The 19,510-nt window shown below is 70.8% G+C and carries 3 protein-coding genes and 1 pseudogene; all 4 read right to left on the reverse strand.

The annotated features are described in order from the left end of the window. Positions 1 to 69: 69 nt before the first annotated feature. Entirely contained in the window at positions 70 to 5,895 is a 5,826-nt protein-coding gene (locus OHQ87_RS18340; protein WP_328339422.1) for a type I polyketide synthase, read from the reverse strand. Continuing rightward, positions 5,892 to 15,611 (reverse strand): SDR family NAD(P)-dependent oxidoreductase, encoded by a 9,720-nt coding sequence (locus OHQ87_RS18345; protein WP_442930842.1) that lies wholly within the window; start codon positions 15,609 to 15,611, stop codon positions 5,892 to 5,894. The genes OHQ87_RS18340 and OHQ87_RS18345 overlap by 4 nt, the downstream gene beginning before the upstream one ends. A gap of 27 nt (positions 15,612 to 15,638) precedes the next feature. Then, positions 15,639 to 17,576: pseudogene (locus OHQ87_RS31415) on the reverse strand (beta-ketoacyl synthase N-terminal-like domain-containing protein); the annotation flags it as partial. Then, entirely contained in the window at positions 17,576 to 19,483 is a 1,908-nt protein-coding gene (locus OHQ87_RS18355) for a type I polyketide synthase (protein ID WP_328339424.1), read from the reverse strand. The pseudogene OHQ87_RS31415 and the gene OHQ87_RS18355, both read right to left, overlap by 1 nt. Positions 19,484 to 19,510 lie beyond the last annotated feature (27 nt).

Consider the following 19,510-nt stretch of genomic DNA (forward strand, 5'->3'; position numbering starts at 1 on the left):
GCGCTCCCCCTGTGATCCGAGTGTCTTACTGGCGTCGGTGGATTCGAGTGGGCAGTGGTCCGACCGGCGTCAGGCCAGTCGGAAATCGCTGTCGAGCAGGTCGAACAGTTCCTCGTCGGAGGCGGTCCGGAGACGGTCGGTCACCTCGGCGCCGGAACCTCCGTCGGTGTCCCGGTGCGGACCGGCGGCCGGCCGGTCGACCTCGGCTTGCAGGACACGCAGCAGGTGGGCGGCCCGGGTCCGGTCGGCGTCGTCCTCGACGACCGTCGCGATTCCGTCCCGCAGGTGGTCGAGCATCGCCAGGACGCCGGCGGCGTCCGTCGGGGGCTGGTGCCCGGTGGGTGACCGGCGGTCCAGTTCGGTCAGCAGGTGGGCGGCGAGGGCCGCCGGGGTCGGGTGGTCGAATACGACGGCGGCCGGCAGGCTGAGGCCCGTGGCCGCGCCGAGCCGGTTGCGCAGGTCCACGGCGGTGAGCGAGTCGAAGCCGGCGTCACGGAAGGCCCGCTGCGTGCTCAGCATCGCCGTCTCACCGTGGCCGAGCACGGCGGCGGCCTCGGCCCGGACCAGGTCGGTCAGGATCGCCGTACGCTCGGCCGCCGACCTGCCCGTCAGCCGCGCGCCAAGGGTGGCGACGGTAGGCTTCCCCGGCGCACCGTCCCCCGTGCGCGCACGGTTCGGACCGCGCAGGACGGCGGGCACCGCGGCGGCGCGGGACCGCAGCACCACCGGGTCGAGGCGGACGGGGTGGTACGCCGCCGCCGGTCGGGAGCAGGCATCGTCGAAGAGGACGAGCGCGTCGTCCACGCCGAGCGGCACGAGCCCGGACCGGCGCAGTCGTGCCACATCCGCAGTACCGAGATCGCCGGCCATCCCACCGTCGAGCGGCCCCCAGGCCAGGGCGGTGGCGGGCAGCCCCTGGCCCTGCCGCCAGCTCGCGAAGGCGTCGAGGAAGGCGTTCGCGGCGGCGTACCCGGCCTGCCCGGCGCTGCCGATCGTGCCCGCGATCGACGAGAACAGCACGAAGGCGGTCAGGTCGAGATCCCGGGTGAGTTCGTGCAGGTTGACCGCCGCGTCCGCCTTGGCGCGGAGCACCGCCTCGATCCGCTCGCCGGTCTGGGCGGTCAGCACACCGTCGTCGGACAGGCCGGCCGAGTGCACCACGGCGGTGAGCGGATACGCGGCGGGGACCTCGGCCAGTAGACGCGCCACCGCCTCGCGGTCGGCGGCGTCGCAGGCGGCAACGCGTACGGATGCTCCCTGCTCCTCCAGTTCCCGGGTCAGCGCCGCCGCTCCGGGCGCGTCCGGTCCGCGCCGGCCGACCAGCAGCAGGTGCCGGACCCCGTGCCGGCGGACCAGGTGCCGGGCCACGGCACCACCGAGCATGCCCGTACCCCCGGTGACCAGGACGGTGCCGGCGTCGGTCCACGGTGGGGCGGCACCGCTGACGGCAGGTGCCCGCACCAGGCCAGCGACGTTGGTCGTGCCGGCCCGCAGGGCCAGTTGCGGCTCGCCCGCGACGACCGCCCCGGGGAGGGCACCGAGCGAATCCGGGTGGTCGTCGGTGTCCACGAGGGTGAACCGGTCCGGATGTTCGGTCTGGGCGACCCGCAGCAGGCCCCACACCCCGGCGGCCGCCGGATCGGTGACGGCCGTCCCGGCGTCCACGGCCCCGCTGGTGAGCACGACCAGCCGCGAGCCGGTGAACCGGTCGTCGGCGAGCCACTCCTGGACGGTGGCCAGCGCCAGGCGGGTCAGCGCGCCCACGTCCCCCGGCCCGTCCCCCGTCGACGGGGCGTCGGCACGGCGGCGGAGGTCGACCAGGACGTGGCCCGGTCCCCCACCGGCGGGCAGCGCGTCGGCGAGCGCACCCAGATCCGGGTACACCGGCACGGACATCCCGGCCCCCGGTGGGCCGGACCACAGCGGGCTGTCCGCGCCGACGACGGCGAACCGCGTGGCGGTGACCACCGGGGCAGGCTTCACGGCGGACCACTCCAACCGGTACAGCGGCGCCTGGCCGGTGACGGCTGCGGCGATCCGGTCGGCGGCGACCCGGCGCAGCGCCAGGGTGGCGGCGGCGAGGACCGGCGACCCGTCGCCGTCGGTGACGAGCACGCTTACCGAGTCGGCCTCGGCGGGCGCGATGCGGACCCGGAGCCGGCCGGCGCCGGAGGCGAACACCCGTACGTCGGTCCAGGCGAACGGCAGCATCCCGTGTGCTCCGCCGGGGAACTGGTCACCGAGGACGATCGCGTGCAGGGCCGCGTCCAGCAGTGCCGGGTGTACGGCGTACTCGCCCGCCTCGGCGGCGTACTCCTCGGGGAGCCGGACCTCGGCGAACGTCTCGTCTCCGCGACGCCACGCGACGCGTAGCCCGCGGAAGGCGGGGCCGTATCCGATGCCGTTGTCGGCGAAACGCTCGTACTCGCTCTCGACGCTTACGGGCACCGCCCCCTCGGGTGGCCAGGTGCTGCCGGGGCCGACGTCCCACCCGGACCGGCCGACGGCGGGCTGCGGCACGGCGGCACCGTCGACCGGCCCTGTCACGGCGCTGTCGACCCGGCCTGCGGCGTGCCGGGTCCACAGGGGAGGCTCGATCCCCACCGGCGCGGAGTGGATCCGCACCTGGCGGGCCCCGTCACCGTCCGGCCCCTCGACGACGACCCGCACCCGGACGCCGCCGTCGTCGGCCACCACCATCGGTGCCTCGAAGGTCAGTTCCGCCACCCGGGCGCAGCCCGCCTCGACGCCCACCCGGTGCATGATCTCCAGGAGCGCCGTCCCCGGCACCACCGTGCGCCCCCACACGCTGTGGTCGGCGAGCCACGGATGCGTCCGCCCGGAGAGCTGGCCGCTCCAGACCGTGCCGTTGCCGTCGGGCAGGTCCACTGCGACGGCGAGCAGCGGATGCCCGGCGACATCGAGGCCGACGGCGGTCAGGTCGGGTGCCCCGGGGCGCGGGTCGAGCCAGTAGCGGGACCGCTGGAACGGGTAGGTGGGCAGGTCGGTGGCGGTCGGGCCGTCCCCGAGCGACGCGACCGGGTCGACCCGAAGCCCGTGGACGTGGACGGAGGCCAGGGCCTCCTGCACGGCCGTGGCCTCGTCGCGGTCCCGCCGCAGGGTGGGCAGGAACAGCAGGAGGCGGTCGGGTCCCGCAGCCCCGGCGGGACCGGGGGCGTCCGTGGGGTCGGCGGGGTCCGCAGAGTCGGCGAGGTCGGCGGAATCCGTCAGGCAGTCCCGCGCCATCGCCGTGAGCACGCCGTCCGGGCCGAGTTCCACGAACGTGTCGATGCCCTCGGCACGCAGCCGGCGCATGCCGTCGAGGAAGCGCACCGCCTCGCGGGCGTGCCGGACCCAGTAGCCGGGCGTACGGAGGTCGGTGCCGGACGCGATCGCCCCGGTGACGTTGGCGACCACCGGGATCGTCGGCTCGCCGGGGCGGAGGTCACCTATCGTCTCCTCGAACTCGGCGAGCATCCCGTCCATCCGGGCGGAGTGGAAGGCGTGGCCGACCCGCAGGCGCCTGGCCCGGCGGCCCCGGCCACGCCAGAGCGCGACCTGCTCGTCGACCGCCGCCTCGTCGCCCGCGATCACGGTGGCCTGCGGCCCGTTGACCGCCGCGATCGACAGCTCGCCCTCCCGCCCCGCCAGCAGCGGGCCGACCTCGGACTCGGCAGCCTGGAGCGCGGCCATCGCGCCCCCGGCCGGCAGGCCCGCCATGAGTCGACCGCGCGTCGTCACCAGCCGGGCGGCGTCCGGCAGGGTGAGTACGCCCGCGACGTGCGCTGCGGTGATCTCCCCGACCGAGTGGCCCAGCAGGGCGTCCGGGCGCAGCCCCCAGCTGGTGACCAGCCCGAACAGGGCCACCTCCAGTGCGAACAGGGCCGGCTGGGTGTACCCGGTGTCGTCCAGCAGCGCTGCCGCCCCGGTGCCCGGCTCGGCGAACATGACGTCGCGCAGCGGCCGGCCCAGGTGCCTGTCGAGTTCCGCGAGGACGCCGTCCAGGGACTGCGCGAAGGCGGGATGCCTGGCGTACAGCTCCCGGCCCGCGCCCGGTCGCTGACTGCCCTGACCGGTGAAGAGGAAGGCCACGCGCCGATCCGGCACGGCCCGCCCGGTGACGAGCCCCGGAGCGCTGTGGCCCTGCGCGAGCGCCTGGAGGCCGTCGAGCCGCGCGGTGTCGTCCCGGCCGAGCACGGCGGCCCGGTACGCGAACGCGGCACGGGACCGCACCAGGGCACGGGCCACGCTGTCGGCGGGCTCGGGCCGCGGCCGGGACGTCAGGTGGGTGTGTAGCAGCCGGGCCTGCGCGTGCAGGGCCGCCTCGGTCCGTCCGGACAGGACCCAGACCGGGTCGTCGCCGGCCGTCCCGACCGGTCCGGGGCCGGCGGGCTCCGTCGTCGCCGCGTCCGGGGCGGGTTCGTGACCGGCGGGTGCCGGCGTGGCCGCGAGGTCCGCTGCTCCGGCCGTCGCCTCGGGGACGCTCTCCAGGATGACGTGTGCGTTGGTGCCGCTGGCACCGAACGAGGAGACCGCCGCCCGGCGCGGCCGGTCGCCGTGGTCGGGCCAGGGCTGGCCTTCGGTCAGCAGCCGCACCGCACCCGACGACCAGTCCACCCGGGTCGAGGGGCGGTCGACGTGCAGGGTCCGGGGCAGCCGGGCGTGCCGCAACGCCAGCACCGTCTTGATCACCCCGGCGACCCCCGCGGCGGCCTGGGTGTGACCGATGTTGGACTTCAGGGATCCCAGCAGGAGCGGCCGGTCCGCCGGCCGGCCCTGGCCGTACGTCGCCAGCAGCGCCTGCGCCTCGATCGGATCACCCAGCCGGGTGCCGGTGCCGTGCGCCTCCACCGCGTCCACCTCGTCGGCGGCCAGCCCCGCATTGGTCAACGCCTGGCGGATGACCAGTTGCTGGGCCGTACCGTTCGGGGCGGTCAGGCCGTTGCTCGCCCCGTCCTGGTTGACCGCACAGCCCCGCACGACGGCCAGCACCCGGCGACGGTTGCGGACCGCGTCCGAGAGCCGCTCCAACAGCAGCATCCCCACGCCCTCGCCGAACCCGGTCCCGTCGGCGGCGTCCGCGAACGCCTTGCAGCGGCCGTCCAGCGCGAGACCACGCTGCCGGGCGAAGTCGACGAACATCGTCGGCGTGGCGAGCACCGTCACCCCGCCCGTCAGGGCCAGCTCGCACTCGCCCGACCGCAGCGCCTGCACGGCCAGGTGCAACGCGACGAGCGACGACGAGCAGGCCGTGTCGACGGTCACCGCCGGCCCCTGCAACCCCAGGGTGTACGCGATCCGACCCGACGCGACGCTGCCCGCGCTGCCGTTGACCAGGTAGCCCTCCAGGTCCTTGGGAACCTCGGACAGCCGGCTGCCGTAGTCGTCGTACATCACCCCGACGTAGACCCCGGTGCGGGTACCCCGGGCCGAGTCGGGGGCGATCCCCGCCCGCTCGAAGGTCTCCCAGGCGGTTTCCAGCAGTAACCGCTGCTGCGGGTCCATCGCCAGCGCTTCACGTGGCGAGACGGCGAAGAACTCCGGATCGAACTCGGCGCAGTCGTAGAGGAAACCACCCTCGCGCACGTAGCTCGTGCCCGTCGAGTCCGGATCCGGGTCGTAGAGCTTCCCGACGTCCCAACCCCGGTCGTCGGGGAAGCCCGAGATCGCGTCGGTACCCGCCTCGACCAGCCGCCACAGGTCCTCGGGCGTGCTCACCCCACCCGGCAACCGGCAGCTCATGCCCACGATGGCGATGGGCTCACGCGCGCTGTCCTCCAGCTCACGCAGGCGTCGCCGCGTCCCGGCCAGCTCGGCGGTGACCCGCTTGAGGTACTCACGGATCCGGTCCTCGTTCGCGGTCACCTGCCGGTCCTCTCCGCGGTCGGGGCTCACAGCTGCTCCTCGATCAGGGCGAAGAGTTCGTCGTCGGATGCCGAATCCAGTCGCTCGGCGACCGTGGCATCCACCAGCCCGCCGCCCGCCGACCCGGACCGTGGACCGCCGACCAGGGCGAGCATCTCCTCCAGCCGCCGGCGGACGATGTCCCGGCGGACGTCGTCCGTCCTCATTCCGCCGAGCGCCGAGGCCAGGGCGTCGAGCCCGTTCAGCGCCGCCGCGCCCTCGTCGACCACCCCCTCGGCGGCGAGGTGGTCGTCGAGGTGCTCGGCCACGGCCAACGGGGTCGGCTGGTCGAACACCAGGCTCGGCGCCAACCGCAGGCCGGTCGCCGAGCCCAGCCGGTTACGCAGTTCGACTGCGGTCAACGAGTCGAATCCGAACTCGCGGAACGGCCTGTCCGGGTCCACGACCGCCGCCCCCTCCGGCAGGGCGAGCACCCCGGCGACCTGGGTGCGTACCAGATCCAGCAGGTGCCGTACCCGCGCCTGGGCTTCCTTCCCGGCCAGTTGCCCGCGCAGCTCGTCCGCCTGCTGTGGCGCGGCGGCGGCGGGCGCGGGCACCCGGCCGGCAACGCTCGACGAGGCCGCGCGGCGGAGCGGGGCCGCCGGCACCAGGCCCCGCAGCAGGACCGGAACGGCGTCCGGTCCGTTGGCGGCCCGCTCCCGGCGCAGCGTCGCCAGGTCCAGGCGTGCCGGTACGAGCACCGGCTCGTCCCGGGCCCGGGCGAGAGCCAGGTCGAACAGTGCAAGGCCTTCCCCGGCGGTCATCGGGGCGATACCGGAGCGCCGCATGCGCCGCAGGTCCTGCTCGCCCAGATGGCCCGTCATGTCGCTGGCCAGCCCCCACAGGCCCCAGGCGAGGGAGACGCCGGGCAGGCCCCGGGCCCGCCGGTGCTGCGCCAGGGCGTCGAGGAAGGTGTTCGCCGCCGCGTAGTTGGCCTGGCCGGGCCGACCCAGGATCCCCGCTGCCCCGGAGAACAGCACGAACGCGGTAAGCGGCAGCCCTGCGGTCAGCTCGTGCAGGTGCAGTGCCGCGTCCACCTTCGGCCGTAGCACCGCGTCGACCCGCTCGGGGGTGAACGCCTGCACCGCCCCGTCGTCGAGTACGCCGGCCACGTGCACCACTGCGGTCAGCGGATGCTCGGCGGGGACGCCACCCAGCACGTCGGCCAACGCGGCGCGATCCGTGGTGTCGCAGGCGACCAGCGTCACGTCGGCGCCGAGCCCGGTCAGCTCCTCGGTCAACCGGTCGGCACCGGAGGCTCCCGGACCGCTACGGCTGACCAGCAGCAACCGGCGTACGCCACGGGTGGTCACCAGGTGCCGGGCGAGCAGCCCACCGAGCGTGCCGGTCGCACCGGTGAGCAGCACCGTGCCGTCGGGGTCCAGGACGGCACCCGGCCCGGTTCCGGCGCGCACCGGCTCGGGCCCGGCCTGCTCCGGCCCGGCCTGCTCCGGCCCGGCCTGCTCCGGCCCTGGCTCGGGTCCCGGTCTCACCAGCTCGATCTCGGGCAGCAGGATCTCGCCGGCCCGCACCGCCAGTTGGGGCGCGTCCATGGCGAGAGCCGACGGCAGCGCCGCGATCGACCTGTCGTCCCCGTCGACGTCCACCAGCACGAAGCGGTCCGGGTGCTCGGACTGAGCCGACCGCAGCAGGCCCCACAGCCCGGCGTGGACGAGGTCTGGCACGTCCTCGTCCGGCCCGACGGCAACGGCCCGTTCGGTGACCACCACGAGCCTCGCCGCGACGAACCGCTCGTCGGCCAGCCAGCGTTGCAGCAGATCCAGTCCGGCCCAGGTCTCCCCCCGGACGGCCCCGGCCCGGGCCTCGCCCACCGCGCCGCCGGCTACCACGCCGTCGCCCACCGCGCCGCCGGCACTGCGGCCGGCGGTGCTGCGGCCGGCGGTGCTGCGGCCGGCGGTGCTCCGGCCGGCGGTGCTCCGGAAGTCGGCGAGGACGACGGCGGGCAGGTCCTCGCCCGCGTCCAGGGCCATCCGCAGCGAGTCCACATCGGAGTGCACGTCGACGGTGGCGACCGGCCACCGGTGCAGTCCGGCCGCACCGTTCGCCTCAGCGTCGTCCGGCCCCACCACCGCCCACCGCTGGTCGGCTGACCCGGCAACGGCGGTCCCCCGGCGCCAGCCGACCCGGTACAGCGCTCCGGCTCCGGACCCGGCCGGCAGCCCGAGGCGTTCCCGGTCGAGCGGACGCAGCACCAGGGCGTCCAACGAGAGGACCGGAGCACCGGCCGGGTCCACCGCATGCAGGGAGACTGCCGAATCACCGGACCGGCCGATGCGCACCCGCAGCGTGTCGGCGCCGGTGGCGTGGAGCACGATGCCCTGCCAGGCGAAGGGCAGCAACACACGGCCCTCGGGCACGTCGACGAGGTCGCCCGCCAACCACCCTTGCAGGGCGGCGTCGAGCAGTGCGGGATGCAGTCCGAAGCGGATGGCCTCCGCGCCGACCCGGTCGGGCAGTCGTACCTCGGCGAACACCTCGCCGTCGCCCCGCCAGAGCCCCTGCAGCCCGACGAACGCCTCCCCGTACTCGTAGCCCAGCGTCGCGAACCGCTCGTACAGGTCGGCAACGTCGACCGGCGCGGTGCCCGGAGGTGGCCAGGCGTCGGTGTGCCAGAGCACAGCCGGTTCGGGCCGCGACCGCGAGGCCAGGACGCCCACCGCGTGCCGTGTCCAGGCGGACTCCGCAGTCACCGAGTCGTCCCGGGAGAACACCCGCACCGAACGCCGTTCGGATCCGTCGTCGAGCTCGTCCACGAGCACCTGGAGCCGTACCCCGCCCTTGGACGGCACCACCAGGGGAGTCTCCAGCCGCAGTTCCTCCACCTCAGTGCAGCCCGCCACAGAGGCGGCGTGCAGGGCCAGTTCCACGAAGGCCGTACCGGGTAGCAACACGGTGCCGGACACGGCATGGTCGGTCAGCCAGGCATGCGAGGCGAGCGACAACTGCCCGGCCAGAAGCAGGCTCCCGGACCCACCGACCGACAGCGCACCGCCGAGCAGGGGATGGTCCTCCCATTTCATGCCGAACCGAGCAGCTGCGGCCGTCCCGACGCCGGCGGGAGAGGTCTGGGCCCAGTAGTGGCGTCGTTGGAACGGATACGTCGGCAGATCCACCACCCGCGCACCCGAACCCGCAAACACACTCGCCCAATCCACCCCCACCCCACCGACGAACCCCTCACCCACCGACCGCAAGAACCGATCCCAACCACCCTCACCCCGCCGCAACGACCCCACCACCACCGGCCGCAACGCCGGGTCCACCGCAGCCACCGAATCCAATACCCCACCCACCAACACCGGATGAGCAGAGCACTCGACAAACCTGGAGAACCCATCACCCACCAACCGGCTCACCGTGTCAGAAAACAACACCCGCTCCCGCAAATTCCGATACCAATACCCACCATCCAAACCCGCCCCATCCACCAACCCACCCGACACCGACGAATAAAACGGCACCACCCCCGAAACAGGACACAACCCCTCAAGCAACACCCCCAACCGCGCCTCCACCGCCTCCACATGCACCGAATGCGACGCATAATCCACCGCCACCCGCCGCACCCACACCCCATCCCGCTCACACTCACCAACAAACCCCTCCACACCCTCCACATCCCCCGACACCACCACCGACGACGGACCATTCACCGCCGCCACACCCAACCGCCCACCCCACCCCACCAACCGACCCTCCACAACACCCACCGACAACCCCACCGACACCATCGCACCCCGACCAGCAAGCACCTCACCAACCACCCGCGACCGCACCACCACCACCCGCGCACCATCAACCACCGACAACACACCCCCCACCACCGCAGCCGCCACCTCACCCTGCGAATGCCCCACCACCGCATCCGGCACCACACCCAACGACATCCACAACCGCCCCAAAGACACCATCACCGCCCACGACACCGGCTGCACCACATCAACCCGACCCCACAACCCCTCACCCCCCACACCACACACCACCTCACGCAAATCCCAATCCACAAACCCCGCCAACGCCCGCCCACACTCCACCATCGACGCCGCAAACACCTCCGACTCCCCCCACAACACCGCACCCATCCCCACCCACTGCCACCCCTGCCCCGGAAACACAAACACCACCCCACCACCACCCGAACCCGAACCCGAACCCGAACCCGAACCCACCACCGAAGACCCCACACCCGACCCCTGAACCGAACCCGAACCCGACGTCCCGGAAACCGGCACCGCCACACCAGACGCCACCACATCCAAGCCCGCCACAACCTCCGCGACATCCCGACCCAACACCACCGCACGATGCTCAAACACCGACCGCGACGACACCAACGACCAACCCACATCCACCAACCCCGCACCAGACCCCGCACCAGCGCCCGCACCAGAGCCGGCATCGTCGCTGGTAAGACCCGCACACAACTCCCGCAACCGCGCCGCCTGCGCCCGCAACGCCCCCACCGACCGCCCCGACACCACCACCGGCACCACCGACATGGCCCCACCAGCACCACCTTCGCCACCACCAGCGGCATCGGCATCGGCATCGGTGGACCCAGCGGCCATGGCCTCATCAAACTCCGGAGCCTGCTCCAAAATCAGATGCGCATTCGTCCCCGAAATCCCGAACGCCGACACCCCCGCACGACGCACACGATCCACCACCGGCCAATCCCGAGTCTCCGTCACCACCTCCACCCCACCCGACGACCAATCCACCAACGGCGTCGGCACATCCACATGCAACGACCCCGGCACCACCCCCGCCCGCAACGCCATCACCATCTTGATCACACCCGCCACACCCGCAGCAGCCTGCGCATGACCAATATTCGACTTCAACGAACCCAACAACAACGACCCACCCACACGACCACGCCCATACACCCCCAACAACGCCCCCACCTCAATCGGATCACCCAACCGAGTCCCCGTCCCATGACCCTCCACCACATCCACCCCAGACGGCCCCAACCCCCCACTCGCCAACGCCGCACCAATCACCCGCTCCTGCGACGGACCCGACGGCGCCGTCAAACCATTCGACCCACCATCCTGATTCACCGCAGAACCCCGCACCACCGCCAACACCCGATGACCACGCTCCCGCGCCACCGACAACCGCTCCAACACCACCACCCCCACACCCTCCCCCCACCCCGTCCCATCCGCACCACCCGCAAACGCCCGACACCGCCCATCACCCGACAACCCACCCTGCCGAGAAAACTCCACAAACAACCCCGGCGCCGCAATCACCGTCACCCCACCCGCCAACGCCACATCACACTCACCCAACCGCAACCCCTGACACGCCAAATGCAACGCCACCAACGACGACGAACACGCCGTATCCACCGAAATCGACGGACCCTCCAACCCCAACACATACGACACACGACCCGATGCGACGCTCACCGACTTGCCGGTGAGCAGATAGCCTTCGAACTCCTGCGGAGCCTCGTGTAGTCGGGCGGCATACTCCTGGTGTGTCAGGCCGGCATACACGCCGGTCCGGCTGCCCCGCAGGCCCGCCGGATCGATCCCCGCGCGTTCCAACGCCTCCCACGACGTCTCCAGAAACAACCGCTGCTGCGGATCCATCGCCACCGCCTCACGCGGCGAAATACCAAAGAACTCCGCATCGAACATCCCCGCCTCATACACAAACCCCCCCTCCCGCACATACGACTTCCCCACGGCGCCCGGCACCGGATCGAAGAAGGAGTCCACGTCCCAGCCCCGGTCGTCGGGGGCTGGGCCGATGACGTCAGCCCCGTCCAGCAGGAGATCCCAGAGCTTCTCCGGAGTGTCGGCCCCGCCGGGGTAGCGGCAGGCCATGCCCACGATGGCGACAGGTTCGTCGGTGGGCACGGTCGCGGCAGCCACCAGGACTTCCTCGGCAGGAGCGCCGACGAGCACGCCCCCCACGAACTTCGCCAACGTGGACGGGGTGGAGTGGTCGAAGACCACCGTCGAGGGCAGGTTCAGGCCGGTCGTACTGTTCAAGCGGTTACGCAGTTCGAGTGCCGTGAGCGAGTCGAAGCCGGCATCTTTGAAGGCCCGGTTGGGCGCGACGGCATCCACCGTCTCGTGTCTCAGAACTGCCGCTGCCTCTGCCCGTACCGTCTGGAGAAGGACTCGCTGCCGATCCGCGTCGGACATCCCCGCCAACCGCTGTGCGAGGCCCTCCGTTGACGATTCGGCGTCCGCCCGCCGTGCATCGAGCGCACTCCTGGCTTCGGGCACACCGTCGAAGAGCCGTGCCGACCGCAGTTCGGCGAGGCGCGGCGCGAAGTCCGCCCATTCGACGTCGGCCACGGTGACTGACACGTCATCACGGTCGAGGGCCTGCTGCAGAGCGGCGATGCCGTGTTCCGGGTCCATGGCCGCGATGCCGCGACGGTTCAGGTTCTGCTCGCCGATCCCCTCGGCCATGCCACCGCCACCCCACAGTCCCCAGGCAATGGAGGTGGCGGGAAGACCCGCAGCACGACGCCGCTCCGCCAGGGCGTCCAGCGACGCGTTCGCCGCCGCGTACGCCGCTTGACCGCCGTTGCCCCAGACTCCGGTAACCGACGAGAAGAGGACGAAAGCCTCCAGATCCTGGTGCTGGGTGAGTTCGTCGAGTAGCAGCGCGGCGGCGGTCTTCGGGCGGAAGACCTCGTCGATGTGTTCGGAGGTGAGAGTGTCGATCACCCCGTCGTGCAGCACTCCGGCGGTGTGGAAGACCGCAGTCGGCGGATGCGCCGCCAGGACGTCGGACAGTGCAGCCCGCTTCGCAACGTCGCAGGCGACGATGGTCACCGTGGCACCGAGCGCACGAAGATCAGCTTCAAGTTCCGCCGCGCCGGGGGCATGGACACCCCGCCGACTGGTCAGAACGAGGTGCTGGGCACCGTTCCGAGCGAGCCACCGGGCCACCCGGCCACCCAGACTTCCCGTACCTCCGGTCACCAGGATGTTCCCGCGGGGGCGCCATGTCCGGCGCACAGTGCCCGCCGCTCGCGTCACCCGACGTCCATAGACCCCTGAACCGCGGATCGCGATCTGATCCTCGCCGTCCGCCGCGGCCAGAGTGGTGGCGAGCTGGTCCAGCATCCGGACGTCCGGTACGGACGGAACGTCGACCAGGCCGCCCCAGCGGTCCGGCAGTTCCAGGGCCGCCACCCGCCCGAACGCCCACACCTGAGCGCCGAACACCTCCGGCATCTCCTGGGGCGTCACCGCCGCCGCCTGGCGAGTCACGCTCCACAGGGGGGCCTCGATCCCGACGTCACCGATGGCCTGCACCAGCGCCAGCGACGCGACCAGACCCATGCCGATGGAGGGGTGTTCAGGATGTGCGTCCTGCATGAGCCCGAGGAGGGACACGGCACCGGACAGCGGCACCGACCCGTCCGTCGTGGTAGCGAGTAGTTCGACTATCCGGGCCCGGTCCGCGAGTGGGTCGACGGCCAGCAGCTCGACCTCGGCACCCCTACGTACGAGCGCTGCCTTGATGTCTGCGGCGAGTTCCGAGCCGGCGGTCTCCGGGTCGGCGACCAGGAGCCAGCGGTGGGTGAGGGGTCGGGGGTCGCCCGTCGGCAGCGGCTTCCACACGATCCGATACCGCAACTCCCCCACCGGGTCGGCACCCACGACCGTCGTGGTGGCGGAGCCGGTCGGAGTAGGTGCCCAATAGTGGCGTCGTTGGAACGGATACGTCGGCAGGTCCACCAACCGCGCGTTCGTGCCCGCGAACACCCCACCCCAGTCCACGTCCATGCCACCCACGAACGCCTCACCCACCGACGTGAGGAACCGACCCCACCCGCCATCGTCACGCCGCAGCGACCCCACCACCACCGGCCGCACACCCGCATCCACCACCGCCGCCGACTCCAACACCCCACCCGCCAGAACCGGATGCCCCGAACACTCCACAAACCCCGAGAACCCGTCCGCCACCAACCGCCCCACAGCATCCGCGAACAACACCCGCTCCCGCAGATTCCGATACCAATACCCACCATCCAGAGCATGACCGTCGACCAGACCACCCACCAGAGAGGAATAAAACGGCACACTGCCCTGCTGCGGGGACAAACCATCCAGAAGCCGCGACAGCTCCCCCTCCACCGCCTCCACATGCGCCGAATGCGACGCATAATCCACCGCCACCCGCCGCACCCACACACCATCACGCTCACAGTCGGCTATGAACCCCTCCGCCGCCTCCACGTCCCCCGACACCACCGTCAACGACGGACCATTCACCGCCGCCACACCCAACCGGCCGTGCCACCCCACCAACCGGCCCTCGACAGCAGCCACCGCAAGCGCCACCGACACCATCGCCCCACCACCGACCAACACCCCACCAATCACCCGCGACCGCAACGCCACCACCCGCGCACCATCAACCACGCTCAACACACCCGCCACCACCGCAGCCGCCACCTCACCCTGCGAATGCCCCACCACCGCATCCGGCACCACACCCACCGACACCCACAACCGCGCCAACGACACCATCACCGCCCACGACACCGGCTGCACCACATCAACCCGACCCCACAACCCCCCACCCGCACCGCCACGCACCACCTCCAACAAATCCCAATCCACAAACCCCGCCAACGCCCGCCCACACTCCACCATCGAACCGGCAAACACCTCCGACTCGTCCAACAACACCGCACCCATACCCACCCACTGCCACCCCTGACCCGGAAACACAAACACCACCCGACCACCACCAACCGCCACACCCGAACCCACCGAACCCACCACCACCGAACCCGAACCCGGCCGCTCCACCACCGAACCCGCCACCACCGAACCCGACGCCACCTCATCCAAACCAGCGACAACCTCCCCCACACCACCGCCGAACACGACCGCACGATGCTCGAACACCGACCGCGACGACACCAACGACCAACCCACATCCACCAGACCGGAACCACCGTCAGCCAGTCCCGCGCACACCTCACGCAACCGGGCCGCCTGCGCCCGCAACGCCCCCACCGACCGCCCCGACACCACCACCGGAACCACCGACATGGACCCACCAGCACCACCCTCGGCATCGGCATCGGCATCGGTGGACCCAGCGGCCATGGCCTCATCAAACTCCGGAGCCTGCTCCAAAATCAGATGCGCATTCGTCCCCGAAATACCGAACGCCGACACCCCCGCACGACGCACACGATCCACCACCGGCCAATCCCGAGTCTCCGTCACCACCTCCACCCCACCCGACGACCAATCCACCAACGGCGTCGGCACATCCACATGCAACGACCCCGGCACCACCCCCGCCCGCAACGCCATCACCATCTTGATCACACCCGCCACACCCGCAGCAGCCTGCGCATGACCAATATTCGACTTCAACGAACCCAACAACAACGACCCACCCACACGACCACGCCCATACACCCCCAACAACGCCCCCACCTCAATCGGATCACCCAACCGAGTCCCCGTCCCATGACCCTCCACCACATCCACCCCAGACGGCCCCAACCCCCCACTCGCCAACGCCGCACCAATCACCCGCTCCTGCGACGGACCCGACGGCGCCGTCAAACCATTCGACCCACCATCCTGATTCACCGCAGAACCCCGCACCACCGCCAACACCCGATGACCACGCTCCCGCGCCACCGACAACCGCTCCAACACCACCACCCCCACACCCTCCCCCCACCCCGTCCCATCCGCACCACCCGCAAACGCCCGACACCGCCCATCACCCGACAACCCACCCTGCCGAGAAAACTCCACAAACAACCCCGGCGCCGCAATCACCGTCACCCCACCCGCCAACGCCACATCACACTCACCCAACCGCAACCCCTGACACGCCAAATGCAACGCCACCAACGACGACGAACACGCCGTATCCACCGAAATCGACGGACCCTCCAACCCCAACACATACGACACACGACCCGACACCACACTCGGCGACGTCCCCGTCAACAAATAACCCTCAAACCCACCCCCCGACTCCACCAACCGCGGCCCATACTCCTGACCCATCACCCCCACATACACACCCGTCCGGCTGCCCCGCAAACCCACCGGATCAATCCCCGCGCGTTCCAACGCCTCCCACGACACCTCCAACAACAACCGCTGCTGCGGATCCATCGCCACCGCCTCACGCGGCGAAATACCAAAGAACTCCGCATCGAACATCCCCGCCTCATACACAAACCCCCCCTCCCGCACATACGACTTCCCCACCACCCCCCGCACCGGATCAAACAACCCCTCCACATCCCAACCCCGATCCACCGGAAACCCCGACACCGCATCCCCACCCCCCACCACCAAATCCCACAAACCCTCCGCCGACACCACACCACCCGGAAAACGACACCCCATCCCCACCACCACCACCGGATCATCCACAACAGCAACCGAAGTGACCTGCCGAACCTGCTCCGGCTGTCGGCCATGGAGTTCGTCCTGCAGTTTCCGGGCAACGGCCATCGGAGTGGGATGGTTGTAGACAAGCGAGGCTGGCACCCGGATTCCGGTGCTGTGGCTCAGATGGCCACACAGCTCGACCGCAGTGACAGACTCGAATCCCTGTTCCTTGAAGGTGCGCTCCGGATCGACCGCCTGGGCCGAGTCGAGTCCCAGGACGACGGCGGTGCCGGCGCGGACAACGGCCAGCAGTCGAATCAGCTGCTCGGGCTCGGCCAACGTCAGCAGTTCGGCGCGAAGCCCCGACTCTGATTCGGCTGGTTCGTGCTCCCGCTCTGCGTGGTCGTCCAGGACGGGAGCAGGTACGCCGTCGGTGTTCGGTGCCCAGTAGTGGCGTCGTTGGAACGGATACGTCGGCAGATCCACCACCCGCGCACCCGAACCCGCAAACACACTCGCCCAATCCACCCCCACCCCACCGACGAACCCCTCACCCACCGACCGCAAGAACCGATCCCAACCACCCTCACCCCGCCGCAACGACCCCACCACCACCGGCCGCAACGCCGGGTCCACCGCAGCCACCGAATCCAATACCCCACCCACCAACACCGGATGAGCAGAGCACTCGACAAACCTGGAGAACCCATCACCCACCAACCGGCTCACCGTGTCAGAAAACAACACCCGCTCCCGCAAATTCCGATACCAATACCCACCATCCAAACCCGCCCCATCCACCAACCCACCCGACACCGACGAATAAAACGGCACCACCCCCGAAACAGGACACAACCCCTCAAGCAACACCCCCAACCGCGCCTCCACCGCCTCCACATGCACCGAATGCGACGCATAATCCACCGCCACCCGCCGCACCCACACCCCATCCCGCTCACACTCACCAACAAACCCCTCCACACCCTCCACATCCCCCGACACCACCACCGACGACGGACCATTCACCGCCGCCACACCCAACCGCCCACCCCACCCCACCAACCGACCCTCCACAACACCCACCGACAACCCCACCGACACCATCGCACCCCGACCAGCAAGCACCTCACCAACCACCCGCGACCGCACCACCACCACCCGCGCACCATCAACCACCGACAACACACCCCCCACCACCGCAGCCGCCACCTCACCCTGCGAATGCCCCACCACCGCATCCGGCACCACACCCAACGACATCCACAACCGCCCCAAAGACACCATCACCGCCCACGACACCGGCTGCACCACATCAACCCGACCCCCCAACCCCCACCCCCCACACCACACACCACCTCACGCAAATCCCAATCCACAAACCCCGCCAACGCCCGCCCACACTCCACCATCGACGCCGCAAACACCTCCGACTCCCCCCACAACACCGCACCCATCCCCACCCACTGCCACCCCTGCCCCGGAAACACAAACACCACCCCACCACCACCACCACCCGAACCCGAACCCGAACCCACCGAACCCACCACCACGCCCGAACCCCCCACCACACCCGACACCAAACCCGAAACCGAACCCGACGTCCCGGAAACCGGCACCGCCACACCAGACGCCACCACATCCAAGCCCGCCACAACCTCCGCGACATCCCGACCCAACACCACCGCACGATGCTCAAACACCGACCGCGACGACACCAACGACCAACCCACATCCACCAACCCCGCACCAGACCCGGCACCAGACCCGGCACCAGCGCCCGCACCAGGGCCGGCATCGTCGCTGGTAAGACCCGCACACACCTCACGCAACCGCGCCGCCTGCGCCCGCAACGCCCCCACCGACCGCCCCGACACCACCACCGGCACCACCGACAAACCTCGATCACCCACACCGACAGCCGGCTTCTCCACCATCACGGGAGCCTGTTCGACAATCAGATGGGCATTCGTACCGCCCATGCCGAAGGAACTCACCCCGGCAGTACGCGGGCGGTCCGTCGCGTGGCCCGGCCACGGTTGCAGTTCCGTGTGGACCCGCAGGTTCAGCTCGTCGAGGGGGATGTCCGGGTTCGGCGTACGGAAATTGAGGCTCGGCGGCAACACTCCCTCGCGTACGCACAGCACGACCTTCAGCAGGCCGGTGATGCCGGCGGCACCCTCCAGGTGACCGATGTTGGTCTTGACCGATCCGACCGCGAGGGGGTTGTCGCAGTCGCGGCCGGCACCCAGCACCGCTCCGAGGGCCGCCGCCTCGACGGGGTCGCCGACCCTCGTCCCGGTGCCGTGCAGCTCGACGTAGTCCACGTGTCGGGGGGGCACCCCCGCCCGCTCGTACGCCCGGCGCAGCAGGGTCTCCTGTGCCTCCCGGTCGGGATGGGTAAGGCCGGGGCCACCGCCGTCGTTGTTGACGGCGCCGCCCCGGATGACGCAGTGCACCCGGTCGCCGTCCTCGACCGCGTGGGCCAGCGGCTTGAGGACCAGGGCCACACCACCCTCACCACGGACGTAGCCGTTGGCCCGGGCGTCGAAGGTGAAGCAGCGTCCGTCAGGGGACAGTGCGCCCATGCGTGCCATGCCGGCGGTGCTCTCGTCGGCCAGGATGAGACTCACCCCGCCGACGACGGCGACCGCGCTCTCGCCCCGCAGCAGGCTTTCGCACGCCAGGTGGACGGCGACCAGCGAGGACGACTGCGCCGAGTCGACGGTGAAGCTGGGGCCACGCAGACCCAGCAGGTAAGACAGGCGGTTCGCCGTGAGGCTACGGTTCAGGCCGGTCGCGGTGTGGCTGCCGATCGGCGTTCCGGAGCGGTGCAGCAGGGTGGCGTAGTCGTCGGCGGTGAGCCCCACGAAGACGCCGGTGTCGGAGCCCCTGAGGTCGGTCGGTCGGATGCGGGCGTGCTCCAGGGCCTCCCAGCCGAGTTCGAGCATCAGGCGCTGTTGCGGGTCTACGGCGGCCGCCTGGCGCGGGGACATCCCGAAGAACGCTGCGTCGGATTCGCCCTTTCCCTCCACCACCGCCCGCCAGCTGCCGTCGGACTGGCGGTCGACCGCGCTCCGACCGCCGCACAGCAACTCCCAGAACTCGTCGATTCCCGGTGCGTCAGGAAGGCGGCAGGACATTCCGATGACGGCGATGTCGCTGTGCCGCAACACGTCACCTTGCTCGGTCATGACGTCTCCTGGGTTCGAAAGAAACGA

It is taken from the genome of Micromonospora sp. NBC_00421, from assembly GCF_036017915.1.
Classification (GTDB): Bacteria; Actinomycetota; Actinomycetes; order Mycobacteriales; family Micromonosporaceae; genus Micromonospora.

What these genes read in the sequence shown, in the direction of transcription:
- OHQ87_RS18355 (WP_328339424.1), bottom strand. Translation starts at nt 19,483, where the DNA reads ATGACCGAGCAAGGTGACGTGTTGCGGCACAGCGACATCGCCGTCATC.